The organism is Rahnella bonaserana (assembly GCF_019049675.1).
Taxonomy (GTDB): domain Bacteria; phylum Pseudomonadota; class Gammaproteobacteria; order Enterobacterales; family Enterobacteriaceae; genus Rahnella; species Rahnella bonaserana.
The window spans coordinates 53,550-67,103 of record NZ_JAFMOW010000054.1 but is presented as its reverse complement, the minus strand read 5'-3'; the positions used below and the strand labels follow the sequence as shown (position 1 = coordinate 67,103).

The following is a 13,554-nucleotide window of genomic DNA, read 5'->3' as shown; positions in this document are numbered from 1 at the left end:
GGTTGATTAGTGTTACGATACGAAAAGGGACAGCCATATTGTCTATCATCCACGGTCGACAAGCGGAAAAAAGTTTGAGCAAATTCATTCATTTCAGCCTGATGAGAACCCGCCTTTCCGCTCAGGACAAGGCCGTATCTGCCTTCCCATCTTCAGCCTTATTGCTTTGTGCTTCTTTACTCTCTCTTTCCGTGAGTGTGCATGCTGACGACAATAAAGATCAGCTAAAAACCATTCAGCAAAACATCGCGGAAAAAGAAAAAAGCGTAAAACAGCAGAAACAACAGCGCGGCACTTTATTGCAGCAATTGCAGGCGCAGGAAAAAACCATTGCCTCCGCCAGCAGCCAGCTGCGCGGAACTCAGTCAACGCTCGCCACACTCAGCAAAGACATTGCCGGGCTGAATGCCTCTATTGATAAGTTACAAAAACAGCAAAAAAATCAGGAAGATATCCTTGCAAAACAGCTGGATGCGGCATTCCGTATAGGCCAGCATAAAGGCTTGCAGTTGCTGCTCAGCGGCGAAGAGAGCGAACGTAATGAGCGGATCCTGGCGTATTTCGGCTATCTGAATACCGAACGGCAAAAAACCATCGAAGAGCTGAAACAGACCCGCACCACGCTGGCTGAACAGCGTGTTTCTTTGCAATCAAAGCAAACACAACAAAAGAGCCTGCTGAGTGAACAGCAATCTCAGCAACAAAAACTCGAACAGGCGCGTGCCGCCCGCAAGCAAACGCTCACGGCACTTGAATCCTCATTGCAAAAAGATGAGCAGAGCCTGACGGAACTGCGCGCCAACGAATCCAGTCTGCAAAACAAAATTGCCGCCGCTGAACGTGCAGCCAAAGCCCGTGCGGAAAAAGAAGCACGTGAAGCCGCCGCCGTCAGAGCGAAAGAACAGCAAGCGAAAAAATCCGGTTCAACCTACAAACCGACCCAAAGTGAACAGTCACTGATGGCCCGTACCGGCGGTCTGGGACGGCCTTCGGGGCAAAATATGTGGCCGGTTAACGGTTCGTTGATACATCGTTTCGGCGAACAGCTACAGGGTGAACTACGCTGGAAAGGCATGGTCATTTCAGCACGTGCAGGCAGTGATGTCAGGGCCATCGCTGACGGACGTGTCATTCTGGCGGACTGGTTGCAGGGCTACGGGCTGGTTGTGGTTATCGATCACGGCAAGGGCGATATGAGTCTGTACGGTTACAACCAGGATGCACTGGTTAGCGTTGGCGATCAGGTCAGAACCGGTCAGGCCATTGCTAAAGTTGGGAACAGCGGCGGACAGGGCCAGCCATCGCTGTATTTTGAAATTCGTCGTCAGGGCCAGGCAGTAAATCCACAACCGTGGTTGGGAAGATAGCATTGCGATATAAAAAGTCCGTTTTAGCTGCCCTTTGTGGTACTGCGTTTTTCGTTTGCCAGGTTCAGGCAGCGAAATTATCCATCCTGATTGATGACTTTGGTTATCGCCAGCATGAGGAAAACCAGGTACTTCAGATGCCAAAAGCGGTATCCGTTGCGATTTTCCCTAATGCGCCAGATTCGCAGATGATGATGAACAAGGCACATCAGCAGGGCCGTGAAATATTAATCCACCTGCCGATGGCACCGCTCAGCAAACAACCGCTGGAAAAAGATACGCTGACACCTTCTATGAGTGCCGCAGAAGTGAAACGTATTGTCGATCAGGCTATCAGCAATATCCCGTTCGCGATTGGTATCAACAATCATATGGGCAGCGCCATGACCTCCAGCCTGACCGGCATGGAAAATGTCATGCAAGCCATGAATGCCCACAACTTATTCTTCCTCGACAGCATGACAATCGGCAACACTCAGTCGGTTAAAGCGGCTCAGGGAACCCGGGTGAAAGTCATTAAGCGCAACGTCTTTTTAGATGATGTGCAGAACGAAGCGGAAATCCGCCATCAGTTTGAACGGGCTATTCAGCTCGCCCGCAAGAACGGTTATGCCATCGCCATCGGTCATCCCCACCCGACCACGGTAAAAGTGTTGCAACAGATGCTACCGAATTTGCCTTCCGATATTGTTCTGGTACGGCCAAGTGACCTGCTTAACGAACCGCAGCGCAGCGCCCCGGCAGGGAAAGCGAACGGTATCACGCCGTCGAAACCATCACGTAAAGGCATCAGCATCTGCCGTGTGAAACAACCGGTTCCGCAAGTGTATGCCGACAGCATGTTTAAAGTGCTGGGCGAAAGCCTGTCTGCACTGCCGGCAATACAATTTGTTGAACGCCAGTATTTAACGTGGACCCCATTTTCTAAAAAATAGGATTCACGGACATTGACTGGCGCCAGGTTGCCACTTTCGAAAAAATGGATTTGAAATATTCATACAACATATTGATATGAATGATTTTAGCGTCAGAATCAAATAAGTAGAGCTTATAGAATTTGCCTCTTATAATGAGTAGCATATTTTTTTAACCGGGCTGAGCAAGGGCGCTAACCGATGGGACTAGATCGATCTAAAATTCTGCTGCTCGACAGCGGCAAGGAATGGGGAGGTGGCACCAACAGTATGTTGGAGCTGCTGAAAAGAATCGATCGTGAAAAGTTTGAAATCAGTTGCTGCTTTTACAATGATTATGCCCGTGATAACGGGGAAACAATCAGTCAGATATTGAACGCGCTTAATGTGCCGGTATTTTTCATTCCTCAGGTCAGACAACCCACCTGGGCAAAAATCACCAAAGAAGTCCTGCGAACGCTGTTTTTCTTCAGTGGTAATTTACGCCAGAAAGCGATTTATTCCGTCGATAAAATCTGGCGTATAAATCCCAACATCCGCAAAATCCATTCCCTGCTTGAGCTCGGTCAGTTTGATATTTTATATATGAATAATCAGCCAAGCTCTAACGTGGAAGGCTATTATTCGACCGCAGGCTTACCGACAGAAATCGTGCAACACTGCCGCATCGAACCCGTTCTGAACAAAGACGTCGTGGGTATTGTTAACCGTTTTTGCCATAGCATTATTTCTGTTTCTCTGGGCGTTCAGGAACAATTGCTTAAACGCGGCGTGCGCAAAGAGCTGTGTTTTACTGTCTTTAACGGCATTGATATCAATCAGCCATTACCGGATGGCATCAGGATCCGTGAAGAACTCGGTGCAACGGAAGATACCTTCATCTTCGGCAGTATCGGTTCTCTGATTAATCGTAAAGCTCACCACTTCACCCTGCTGGCACTCGATAAATTTAATCGTGCTTTCCCGGAAGCAAAATGGAAAATGGTCTTTGTCGGTGAAGGCCCAAATTTACGACGTCTGATCCAGCAGGCTGCAGCACTGAATATAATGGATAAAGTCATCTTCACCGGTTTTCAAAGCAATCCTCTGGAATATCTGGCGGCTTTTGATGCCTTTATCTTAGGGTCAAAAAGTGAGGGGTTGCCGCGTGTCGTTCTGGAATCCATGTTATTGAAAACACCGGTGATTGGATCCAATGTCACGGGCACTGCCGAACTGATTAAAAATGCAGAAACCGGAATGCTGTTTGAGTATGGCGATATTGAGATGCTCTTCAATCATATGAAAACGCTGTATCTCAATGCGCATTTGCGAAGTGAAATCGCTACGCAGGCAAATCTCACTGTCCGCGAAAAATTTGCGATTGAAAAATATGTCTCTGGTGTAGAAACCGTTTTAGGCAGCGTTAAAAAGAAACAAGGCTGAACATGTTCAAATTTCTAAATTCTAAATATCGTCATATTCTTTCACGCCACAATCTGCCTTATGCCGGAACCGTCGTAGCAAGTGCGCCAAAGAATAATATCACCTCTGTCGTCATTCCTTCCGCGGGTGCTGATTATATTGAAGAAGCCTGTTTATGCGCGGAATTTGCTGACAAATTCGCGACACCATTGCAGGAAATTGTCATTGTGACCGATCAGGATGCCAGCCTGTTCCGGTCTCTGCCTGAAAAAGTCCGCATCGTGACACTCAATCCCGACACTAAATCCGGCGATTATCGTTACAAACAAATTTACCTCAGCCGCCTGATTAAACTGCTGGCGCCTTTACAGGCCAAAACTGACGGTATTTTGATGATCGATTCTGATCTGAATCTGCTGAAAATGCCGGAAATCCAGCTGCATGAAAATCACATCTATTCAAGTTTCCGTCAGGGCAAAATGATTGCCAAACTCGACGGTTGTGATCCGCAGATCATCCCGGCGTATTACAAAGACAGCGTGCGCCCTTATATCGTTGACCACGTCAACGGCGCTTTCCTGGCTGCAACACGTAAAACCTGGGAACGTCTGTGCCCGTTGTGGATTATGTTTTTCAGAGATACCTGGAATATCCTGCCAGATAATCAGCCACCGACCGATCAGTTACCGCTGGCGGCCATGCTCGACACTTTGGACATTAAAACCGTCAATCTCGGCGACTGGATGAACTGGCCGGTCTCGAAAAAGATTGGCGGCACGCCGTCGGTTATTCCTAAAGAAGTCATTGGCGCACATGGCGGTTTCCCGCTGAGCGAATGGCAAAAATATCTGGCCTCGCCAGACAATGAGCTGCTGTTTAAAGGTCAGGATTACACCCGTAAGGTGAGATATCTGACGGATGTTGAGAAACAAAAGGCAGAGCCAGACGCCTAAAAATAGCCCTCCGGTCAGAAAAAAGCCCGCTGTTTCAGCGGGCTTTTTCATCTGTGCGACAAATCAGATTCACCAGTTAAGAATGACTTTTCCGGAATGACCGGAACGCATCGCATCAAAGCCTTTCTGGAATTCATCAATCGGGAAGTGATGAGTAATCAACGGCGTGAGGTCTAACCCGGACTGAATGAGCGCCGCCATTTTGTACCAGGTTTCAAACATTTCCCGGCCATAGATCCCTTTAATAAACAGCCCCTTGAAAATCACCTGATTCCAGTCGATGGCCATTTCTGTGGAAGGGATGCCGAGCATGGCAATCCGCCCGCCGTGATTCATCGCACTGAGCATGCTGCGAAATGCGGCAGGTGCGCCGGACATTTCCAGCCCGACATCAAACCCTTCCGTCATCCCCAGTTCTTCCATGACCTCCGGCAGGCTTTGCTGACTGACGTTAACCGCCCGCGTCACACCCATTTTGCGCGCAAGTTCGAGCCGGTATTCGTTCATGTCAGTGATCACCACATGACGCGCGCCAACATGTTTGCAGATAGCGGCAGCCATGATACCAATCGGACCGGCGCCGCTTATCAATACATCTTCCCCGACTAAATCAAAAGACAGCGCGGTATGAACTGCGTTGCCCAGCGGATCAAAAATGGCCGCCAGATCATCAGAAATATTGTCCGGGATTTTGAACGCATTGAACGCCGGTAAAACAAGATATTCAGCAAAAGCGCCCGGACGGTTTACCCCGACGCCCTGCGCATTGCGGCATAAGTGCGTGCGCCCGCCACGGCAGTTGCGGCAATGCCCGCAGGTGATATGACCTTCACCGGAAACACGGTCGCCGATGCTGAAGCCTTTTACTTCCTGCCCTATCCCGACGACTTCGCCGACGTATTCGTGGCCAACCACCATCGGCACCGGAATGGTTTTTTGCGACCATGCATCCCAGTTATAAATATGCACATCGGTGCCGCAGATGGCTGTTTTGCGGATTTTGATCAGCAAATCGTTATGGCCCATTTCCGGCACCGGCGCATCCGTCATCCAGATGCCTTCCTCACGTTTGAGTTTTGCTAAGGCTTTCATGGAAACTCCTCAGGCGATCACGCCAAGTTTTTTGCCAATACGGGTAAAGGCTTCAACCGCCTTTTCGATTTGTTCGCAGCTGTGTGCGGCAGACATCTGGGTACGGATACGCGCCTGGCCTTGCGGCACTACCGGATAAAAGAAACCGGTGACATAAATGCCTTCCTGCTGCAAAAGCGCGGCAAACTCTTGCGCTAAACGGGCTTCGCCCAGCATCACAGGAATGATGGCGTGATCGGCCCCCGCCAGCGTGAAACCTGCAGCGGTCATTTTTTCACGGAACATTTTTGAATTGCTATGCAACCGCTCACGCAGTTCGCTGCCTTCTTCCAGCATGGAGAGCACTTTCAGCGAGGCGGAAACAATCGACGGTGCCAGTGAATTGGAGAAAAGATAAGGACGTGAACGCTGACGTAACCAGTCAATAACTTCCTGACGTGCTGCGGTATACCCACCGGAAGCCCCGCCCAGCGCTTTGCCAAGCGTGCCCGTGATAATGTCTACCCGTCCCATCACGTCACAATATTCGTGAGTACCACGCCCTTCGGCACCGACAAAACCGACAGCATGGGAATCATCGACCATCACCAGTGCATCAAATCGTTCCGCCAGATCGCACACACCTTTCAGGTTAGCAATCACACCATCCATGGAAAATACGCCGTCGGTAGCGACCAGAATATGCCGGGCACCGTCGTCTTTCGCCTGCTGTAAGCGTGCTTCGAGTTCATCCATATTATTGTTGGCATAGCGGTAACGTTTCGCTTTGCACAACCGTACCCCATCAATAATTGATGCGTGATTCAGCGCATCCGAAATGATGGCGTCTTCTTCGCCCAGCAGCGTTTCGAATAATCCGCCGTTGGCATCAAAACAGGAGGAATAGAGGATCGCGTCGTCCATACCGAGAAAATCGGCCAGACGGTGTTCGAGTTCTTTATGGGCATCTTGTGTACCGCAGATAAAACGCACCGACGCCATACCAAAACCGTGACTGTCGAGCCCCTCTTTCGCGGCACTGATCAACTCCGGATGGTTAGCCAATCCAAGATAGTTGTTCGCGCAAAAATTGATGACCGGCTTCCCACCCGCGACAGAAACTTCGGCCTGCTGAGGCGTGGTTAATATACGTTCTTCTTTAAACAGTCCTTCAACCCGCGCCTGATCGAGCTGGTCTTCCAACTGCCGATAAAACGAAACAGACATACAGTATTCTCCTGAAATGACTCATTCACGGAATACCTTACTAATCTGAATACGAAATAACGATGGAACCGCTCACAATATCTTTGTTTTGCAGCATAGTTCACGCCTTACGGTCTGAAACACAAGAATGCGTGTTATCGGACACCTTCCCAATGTGAGCTTCATAATGAAGTGTTATGATATTACCCAATTACAGGCTGCGCATGGTGCGCGGTACTTAAAATGATTAAAGGTGGATCCCATGATAATCGTCACTGGCGGCGCTGGTTTTATCGGCAGCAATATTATTAAATCGCTCAATGATATGGGATACCGCGATATTCTGGTGGTTGATAACCTGAAAGACGGCACCAAATTCGTCAATCTGGTTGATCTGGATATTGCGGATTATTGTGATAAAGAAGATTTCATTGCCAGTATCGTTGCAGGCGACGATTTAGGTGATATTGACGCCATTTTCCACGAAGGCGCCTGTTCGTCCACTACCGAGTGGGACGGCAAATACATGATGGATAACAACTATCAGTACTCTAAAGATATCCTGCATTATTGCCTGGATCGCAGCATTCCTTTCCTTTACGCCTCTTCCGCCGCCACTTACGGCAGCCAGAGCACCAGCTTTGTTGAAGATCGTAAATATGAGCAACCGCTGAACGTCTACGGCTATTCTAAGTTCCTGTTTGACCAGTATGTCCGCGAAATTCTGCCACATGCGGAATCTCAGATTTGCGGTTTCCGTTACTTCAACGTCTACGGACCACGCGAAGGTCATAAAGGCAGCATGGCCAGCGTCGCATTCCACCTCAACAACCAGATCAATGCCGGTGAGAACCCGAAATTGTTCTCCGGCAGCGAAGGCTTCAAACGCGATTTCATCTACGTGGGCGATGTGGCTGCAGTGAACCTGTGGTTCTGGCAGAACGGCGTTTCCGGTATTTTCAACTGCGGTACCGGCCGCTCAGAATCCTTCCAGGCTGTGGCAGACGCGGTAGTGGCGTACCACAAATCTGGCGATATCGAATACATTCCTTTCCCGGAAAAACTGAAAGGCCGTTATCAGTCCTTCACTCAGGCCGATATGACCGCGCTGCGTAATGCCGGTTATGACAAACCTTTCAAAACGGTTGCTGAAGGCGTGACGGAATACATGAGCTGGCTTAACCGCACAGTTTAAGCCCTGCACATTGAGGAATGGATTAACGGTATGAAGATACTGGTAATTGGGCCGTCATGGGTCGGTGACATGATGATGTCTCAAAGTCTCTACCGCACCCTGAAAGCTGCTCATCCGCAAGCACAAATTGACGTGATGGCACCTGCATGGTGCCGTCCTTTGCTCGACCGGATGCCGGAAGTGAATCAGGCGCTGGCGATGCCTTTGGGGCATGGCGCACTGGAACTTGGCGAACGTCGTCGTCTGGGCGTGTCGTTGCGTGATACGCATTATGACCGCGCCTTTGTCTTGCCTAACTCCTTTAAATCAGCGCTGGTTCCGTTCTTTGCGCGCATTCCTCAGCGTACTGGCTGGCGTGGCGAAATGCGCTATGGCTTGCTCAATGATTTACGGGTCCTCGATAAAGCAGCATTTCCGCTGATGGTTCAGCGCTATGCAGCGCTGGGCTACGAAGCCGGGAGAATCAAAACAGCTGCCGACCTTCCACAACCCATTCTGTGGCCTAAACTGCAGGTCACTGAAGCCGAAATCGCGGCCGTCAAAACATCCTTCGCTGTCGATAATTCGCGTCCGGTGATTGGCTTTTGTCCGGGCGCTGAATTCGGTCCGGCCAAGCGCTGGCCGCATTATCATTACGCCGTACTGGCTGAAAAACTGATCTGCGAGGGTTATCAGGTCGTGTTGTTTGGCTCAGCGAAAGACAATGCCGCCGGAGAGCAAATCCGCCTGGCACTGACCGAAGACTCTCAACCTTTCTGCCTGAATCTTGCAGGTAAAACCTCGCTGGATCAGGCTGTTGTGATGATCGCGGCCTGTCAGGCAGTGGTCAGCAATGACTCTGGTCTGATGCATGTCGCTGCTGCGCTGGATAAACCGCTTGTGGCGCTCTACGGACCGAGCAGTCCTGACTTCACCCCGCCACTGAGTCATCAGGCGAAAGTTATCCGCCTGATCACCGGCTACCATAAAGTCCGCAAAGGCGATGCCGAAGAAGGCTATCACCAGAGTCTGATTGATATTCAACCAGAGCAGGTTTATCAGGAATTAAACCAGTTACTGAGCGCAAGGAAGGAGCTTTAATGCGGGTTCTCATCGTCAAAACCTCGTCCATGGGCGACGTTCTGCATACGCTTCCTGCATTAACGGATGCCATGCAGGCTATTCCCGGGATCCGCTTTGACTGGGTTGTGGAAGAAGGTTTCACTCAAATCCCCGGCTGGCATCCGGCCGTCGATCGCGTTATCCCGGTGGCCATTCGCCGCTGGCGCAAAAACTGGTTTGGCTCTGAAACCCGGCAGCAACGCTGTGATTTCAAACGCGAAGTTCAGTCCACCTCCTATGACGCCATCATTGACGCTCAGGGATTAATCAAAAGTGCAGCGCTGATCACCCGTGTTGCCAAAGGTGAAAAACATGGGCAAGACTGCAAAAGCGCCCGTGAACCTTTCGCCAGCTGGTTCTACAATCAGCGCCACGAAATTGATAAAAAACAGCATGCCGTGGAACGCACCCGGGAACTGTTTGCCAAAAGTCTCGGCTATGAAAAACCTGCGGCCCGGGGCGACTACGCCATTGCGGCGCGTTTCCTTTCACATCTGCCTGCCGATGCCGGTCAGTATCTGGTCTTTCTTCATGCAACCACCCGTGCAGACAAACACTGGCCGGAAGAAAAGTGGCGTGAACTGCTCGGGATGCTGAGTGCTGCCAATCTTCGCATCAAACTGCCGTGGGGCGCCGAACATGAATATCAGCGCGCAATGCGCCTGGCTGAAGGTTTTCCTTATGTGGAAGTCTTGCCTAAATTGAGTCTCGGGGAAGTGGCTGAGGTTTTAGCCGGTGCTGAAGCCGTGATTTCGGTAGATACCGGACTCAGTCATCTGACTGCGGCGCTGGATCGCCCGAATATCACCCTTTATGGCCCGACCGATCCGGGTTTGATTGGCGGATACGGGAAGAATCAGTTTGTCCTGAAAGCAGAGAACAACTCGCTTGAGACTCTGCCGGCGGAACGCGTTTTTGAGCAACTCAACGATGTAATTTCTGCGAATAAGGGAATGAACTGACCATGAGCTATGTGATTATTTTCATTTTGCTGTGGCCATTCAAAATGCTGATGAAACCTTTTCATCAGGGCAAAGGACGAAATCTGGTCATCCAGACCGCCAAAATTGGCGATTTTGTTAACATTACGCCGTTACTCAAACATCTGAAAAAATCGGATGTGTTAATCAGTAAAACGGTGCTGCCACTGGCCGGGCGCGATACAACGATTGAGTCGATCTTCCTGATTGAAGAACACAAAAAGTCTCTCTTCAGCAAAATCCGTCTGGCGTTCAGGCTGCTTAACCACTACGACAATGTCTATTTGCTGCAACCTAACAGCATTAATGCTTTCTACGCTGCGTTTTGTAATGCGAATTACAAAGCCTTTTTAGAAACCTATGTGCGCAAGTGGTATCACCGGATTTTCTTTGCCACAGCCAACGTGGTCCGGCAGCACGGTAAGTATGATCTCGCGTTAGAGAATTACCTGAAACTGGCTGATCCGGCTCTGACGGCTGACAGTTATCACTCGCATGCCACTCTGCCGTTATGGATCCCGAAAACCCATTACCCTGTGCTGGATAAAACCGGTGAAATCAAAATTGGGATCAGTATTTCTGCAGGTAATCGTGCAAAAACTATCCCCCGTGAAGTCTGGCAGCAGATCATACAAAATCTGTCGAATCTGAACTGTCAGTTCATCGTGTTCGGTCCGGCCAATGAGCAGCCTTATCTTGATGCTTTACTTGAAATTTTAAGTGAAGAGGAAAAATCACGCGTCGTGAGCCTCATCGGTCAGATGCCGTTAGAAGATGTGCCTTTTGCGCTAGGTCAACTTGATGCTTATATCGCCTCAGATTCAGGAAATGCCTATATAGCAGATTCACAAAAAACGCCTATCATCTGCTTTACCGGCCCATGTTGTAAGGAAGAACAGCGTCCGTTAGGTAAGGTGCTGTTTATAGAGCCTGAAAACTTTGAACCTGCTTCGTTTGTTTTTGAAACCAGAACCCGTTTTAGCCTGACGCCAGAACAATTGTTTGCGCTAAACGAACATAAATTAAAAGCGATTCACGAGTTCATTACTGACAGCAGAGGTCAGGAGCGCCATTATGGCTAATATCTTGCATTCATCGATTAAGAATAGGGAAGAGATTGTTAACTCTCTGGGAACTGAAAAAGATGTGGTGCATCTCTCTTTCGGTATCAATGACAGTTATGCTCGGGGAATGGGCATTGCTGTGTTCTCCGTTCTGGAAAACAACCCCGATCTGCGCTTTCATGTTCATTTATTCGGTACCGCACTAAGCAATGAGAGCATCAGCCGAATCATTGAGTTAGCGAAGATGTTTCCCCTTGCCGTCACCACCTATACCTTCAAGGATGAGGCATTCCAGGGATTGCCGATGGTTGGCCGTTACACACACGCCATCTATTACCGGTTATTTATTCCGCTCATCCTCGCTGATATCACCGATAAAGTGATTTATCTGGATGCTGATACGTTATGCGTCGGCCGCTACAATGACCTGATCAAACTGGATATCAGTCAATATACGTTATGTGCAGTGAACGATGAAAAACGGGCGCGAGCTAAACTTTGTCCGGTGCTTAAACTGACCTCCGGTAATTACTTCAACTCCGGATTTCTTTACATCAATATCGAAAAATGGGTTGCCAGAGACACCACCAACCGGGTGATTAATGAGCTTCGCGAAAACGGAGATAAATTTAAATTCCCGGATCAGGAAGCCCTGAATGTCGTGCTGGAACATGAAACCCTGCTACTCCCTAAAGAATATAACTATATCGTTGATATTATTTACAAACGTGTAGGCCATGAGAAAACACTTCCTGGCGGTGTGATCCTGATTCATTACACAGGAAAATGTAAACCCTGGCATTCGTGGGGAGGAAGTAAAGTGGCTGATCTCTATTACTCATATTACGAGCGCTCTCCATGGAGAGGCATTTCGCTCGACATGCCAGTAAGTTATAAAGAAATGAAACGCTATGCTCGTGTCCTGTGGTTCAAAGGAGACTATTTAAGCAGCGTGAAATGGATGGCGAAATATATGAACACAAAAGTATTCAGGAAAAGAACACATGATTAACCCTTGGTTAACCGCAATCAAAAAATCGTCATTTGACGATAAGCTTGCTGCACTATTTTTCTTATTCACCACCCTCTCGATTTCTTTTTTTATGCTGTCCGGAGAAGTCACCCGAAACTTTTTCTATATCACGACATATATCGCTGTTATCTATTTCGTGTACATCACGTTTAAAAAAGATAAGAAAGTCCATTTTTACGTTTTTTCATGGATTGTATTGCTGCTCGGTATTAGCAAAGTACTGTGGGTCGCATTGACGACCAATGATCAATATCCGCTGATTGCTTACCATTATCAGATAAGCGGCAAGCGACTTATCCTGGCGGCCTTTATTCTTTATGCCATAGAGCATAATTTGCACAGATGGAAGATATCGACAGTGACTGTCCGCACGGGCATTGCGATTATGACATTGTTATTTATGATTATTTCCATCATGCATATCGCGTTTTACCTGAAGACTGGCGAGCGTATCCGAATTAACTCCGATGCCCCGACTTCCGGTGCTTACACATTTACTATTTTCTCGTTACTGTTGATGTATAGCCTGAAATTTCACGGACTAAAACATTACAGGTTCATTTGTCTGATGGTCATGACCATGACATTTGGCGTGCTGGCAGCAACAGAAACCCGGTCAGCGGTAATGCTTTTTACCTTAATCAGCGCATGCAGCGTGCTCTATGATTTCGTGAAGAGTTCACATACATCAAAAATGATTTATGGCTTTGCCATTTCAGGGCTAATCATTGCGACTGTTTTATCCGGCCACCCTTATTACAACAAAGTCGTCGACCGGATCGAGAATCTGCACAATGAAGTCGCATCCTACGATGCCGGAAACCGTAATACTTCCGTAGGCGCACGGTTCTCAATGTGGCGCGCGGGTATCGATGCTTTTGAACAGCACCCTTTCGGACAGTCAGCAGACAGCCGTAATGCGCTGGCGACAGCCTTCATCAATCAGCATGAAGGAGGAAATCCGGAAGCCTTACGTAATCTGCCTTTCCATTTGCACAATGACATTATTGATACCTTGTCATTACAGGGCATTTTCGGCGGGATTATTATCGTAATGTTCTTCGCCGTATTATTGTTATATCCCTTTAAACTCGTCCCTAAAGGCTACGAATTCCTGCTGCTTTCAGTGCCAGTCATTTATTTCAGTCAGGGCGATTCTCAGTTCTATAATCGCGAGACGCCGTATTTTGTCGTTCTGATAGTGGGTTATCTGCTGATGCTGCGGATGAAGACCCCTTCAGTCACTGAAAAACAATGATTTTACGG

The 13,554-nt window shown here is 48.7% G+C and carries 12 protein-coding genes; 10 read left to right on the top strand and 2 right to left on the bottom strand.

Annotated features, from left to right (window positions below; translation table 11 throughout):
* The first annotated feature begins 101 nt into the window (after positions 1-101).
* From envC to J1778_RS05125, 4 genes are all read left to right on the top strand, one after another.
* A complete protein-coding gene (gene envC, locus J1778_RS05140) occupies positions 102-1,367 on the top strand; it encodes a murein hydrolase activator EnvC (protein ID WP_238484577.1) in 1,266 nt (421 codons plus the stop codon).
* Between the two features lie 2 nt (positions 1,368-1,369).
* The gene (locus J1778_RS05135) at positions 1,370-2,302 is read left to right on the top strand and encodes a divergent polysaccharide deacetylase family protein (protein WP_217172273.1); all 933 of its coding nucleotides are present in this window, start codon (positions 1,370-1,372) and stop codon (positions 2,300-2,302) included.
* Positions 2,303-2,482: 180 nt separating this feature from the next.
* Entirely contained in the window at positions 2,483-3,706 is a 1,224-nt protein-coding gene (locus tag J1778_RS05130; protein WP_217172272.1) for a glycosyltransferase, read from the top strand.
* Positions 3,707-3,708: 2 nt separating this feature from the next.
* Complete coding sequence (locus J1778_RS05125; protein WP_217172271.1) at positions 3,709-4,638, top strand: hypothetical protein; 930 nt, start codon at positions 3,709-3,711, stop codon at positions 4,636-4,638.
* A gap of 69 nt (positions 4,639-4,707) precedes the next feature.
* On the opposite strand, the gene tdh is transcribed toward J1778_RS05125, so the two are convergent.
* Together tdh and kbl are read right to left on the bottom strand one after the other, a co-directional pair.
* Positions 4,708-5,730 carry an L-threonine 3-dehydrogenase gene (tdh, locus tag J1778_RS05120; RefSeq protein WP_217172270.1) on the bottom strand — a complete coding sequence of 341 codons (1,023 nt, stop codon included), beginning with the start codon at positions 5,728-5,730 and terminating at the stop codon, positions 4,708-4,710.
* Between the two features lie 9 nt (positions 5,731-5,739).
* Positions 5,740-6,936, bottom strand: coding sequence for a glycine C-acetyltransferase (gene kbl / locus J1778_RS05115; RefSeq protein ID WP_217172269.1), 1,197 nt, complete (start codon positions 6,934-6,936; stop codon positions 5,740-5,742).
* A 241-nt stretch (positions 6,937-7,177) separates the two neighbouring features.
* Between kbl and rfaD the strand changes: the two genes are divergently transcribed.
* The 6 genes from rfaD to J1778_RS05085 are packed head-to-tail and all read left to right on the top strand — an operon-like array spanning position 7,178 to position 13,546.
* Positions 7,178-8,110, top strand: a complete 933-nt coding sequence (gene rfaD / locus J1778_RS05110; RefSeq protein ID WP_112289323.1) for an ADP-glyceromanno-heptose 6-epimerase — start codon at positions 7,178-7,180, stop codon at positions 8,108-8,110.
* 30 nt (positions 8,111-8,140) lie between these two features.
* Positions 8,141-9,190, top strand: coding sequence for an ADP-heptose--LPS heptosyltransferase RfaF (gene rfaF, locus J1778_RS05105; RefSeq protein WP_217172268.1), 1,050 nt, complete (start codon positions 8,141-8,143; stop codon positions 9,188-9,190).
* Complete coding sequence (rfaC, locus tag J1778_RS05100; RefSeq protein ID WP_217172267.1) at positions 9,190-10,173, top strand: lipopolysaccharide heptosyltransferase RfaC; 984 nt, start codon at positions 9,190-9,192, stop codon at positions 10,171-10,173. Before rfaF ends, rfaC begins: the two co-directional genes overlap by 1 nt.
* A gap of 2 nt (positions 10,174-10,175) precedes the next feature.
* Positions 10,176-11,273, top strand: a complete 1,098-nt coding sequence (locus tag J1778_RS05095) for a glycosyltransferase family 9 protein (RefSeq protein ID WP_217172266.1) — start codon at positions 10,176-10,178, stop codon at positions 11,271-11,273.
* Positions 11,266-12,267, top strand: a complete 1,002-nt coding sequence (locus tag J1778_RS05090; protein ID WP_217172265.1) for a glycosyltransferase family 8 protein — start codon at positions 11,266-11,268, stop codon at positions 12,265-12,267. The genes J1778_RS05095 and J1778_RS05090 overlap by 8 nt, the downstream gene beginning before the upstream one ends.
* Complete coding sequence (locus tag J1778_RS05085; RefSeq protein WP_217172264.1) at positions 12,260-13,546, top strand: O-antigen ligase family protein; 1,287 nt, start codon at positions 12,260-12,262, stop codon at positions 13,544-13,546. Before J1778_RS05090 ends, J1778_RS05085 begins: the two co-directional genes overlap by 8 nt.
* The last annotated feature ends 8 nt before the right edge of the window (positions 13,547-13,554 follow it).

Bases quoted from the DNA above. Each gene is read 5' to 3' on its own strand.
- envC (WP_238484577.1), top strand. From the start codon at position 102: ATGAGAACCCGCCTTTCCGCTCAGGACAAGGCCGTATCTGCCTTCCCA.
- J1778_RS05130 (WP_217172272.1), top strand. From the start codon at position 2,483: ATGGGACTAGATCGATCTAAAATTCTGCTGCTCGACAGCGGCAAGGAA.
- J1778_RS05125 (WP_217172271.1), top strand. From the start codon at position 3,709: ATGTTCAAATTTCTAAATTCTAAATATCGTCATATTCTTTCACGCCAC.
- tdh (WP_217172270.1), bottom strand. From the start codon at position 5,730: ATGAAAGCCTTAGCAAAACTCAAACGTGAGGAAGGCATCTGGATGACG.
- kbl (WP_217172269.1), bottom strand. From the start codon at position 6,936: ATGTCTGTTTCGTTTTATCGGCAGTTGGAAGACCAGCTCGATCAGGCG.
- rfaD (WP_112289323.1), top strand. From the start codon at position 7,178: ATGATAATCGTCACTGGCGGCGCTGGTTTTATCGGCAGCAATATTATT.
- rfaF (WP_217172268.1), top strand. From the start codon at position 8,141: ATGAAGATACTGGTAATTGGGCCGTCATGGGTCGGTGACATGATGATG.
- rfaC (WP_217172267.1), top strand. From the start codon at position 9,190: ATGCGGGTTCTCATCGTCAAAACCTCGTCCATGGGCGACGTTCTGCAT.
- J1778_RS05095 (WP_217172266.1), top strand. From the start codon at position 10,176: ATGAGCTATGTGATTATTTTCATTTTGCTGTGGCCATTCAAAATGCTG.
- J1778_RS05090 (WP_217172265.1), top strand. From the start codon at position 11,266: ATGGCTAATATCTTGCATTCATCGATTAAGAATAGGGAAGAGATTGTT.
- J1778_RS05085 (WP_217172264.1), top strand. From the start codon at position 12,260: ATGATTAACCCTTGGTTAACCGCAATCAAAAAATCGTCATTTGACGAT.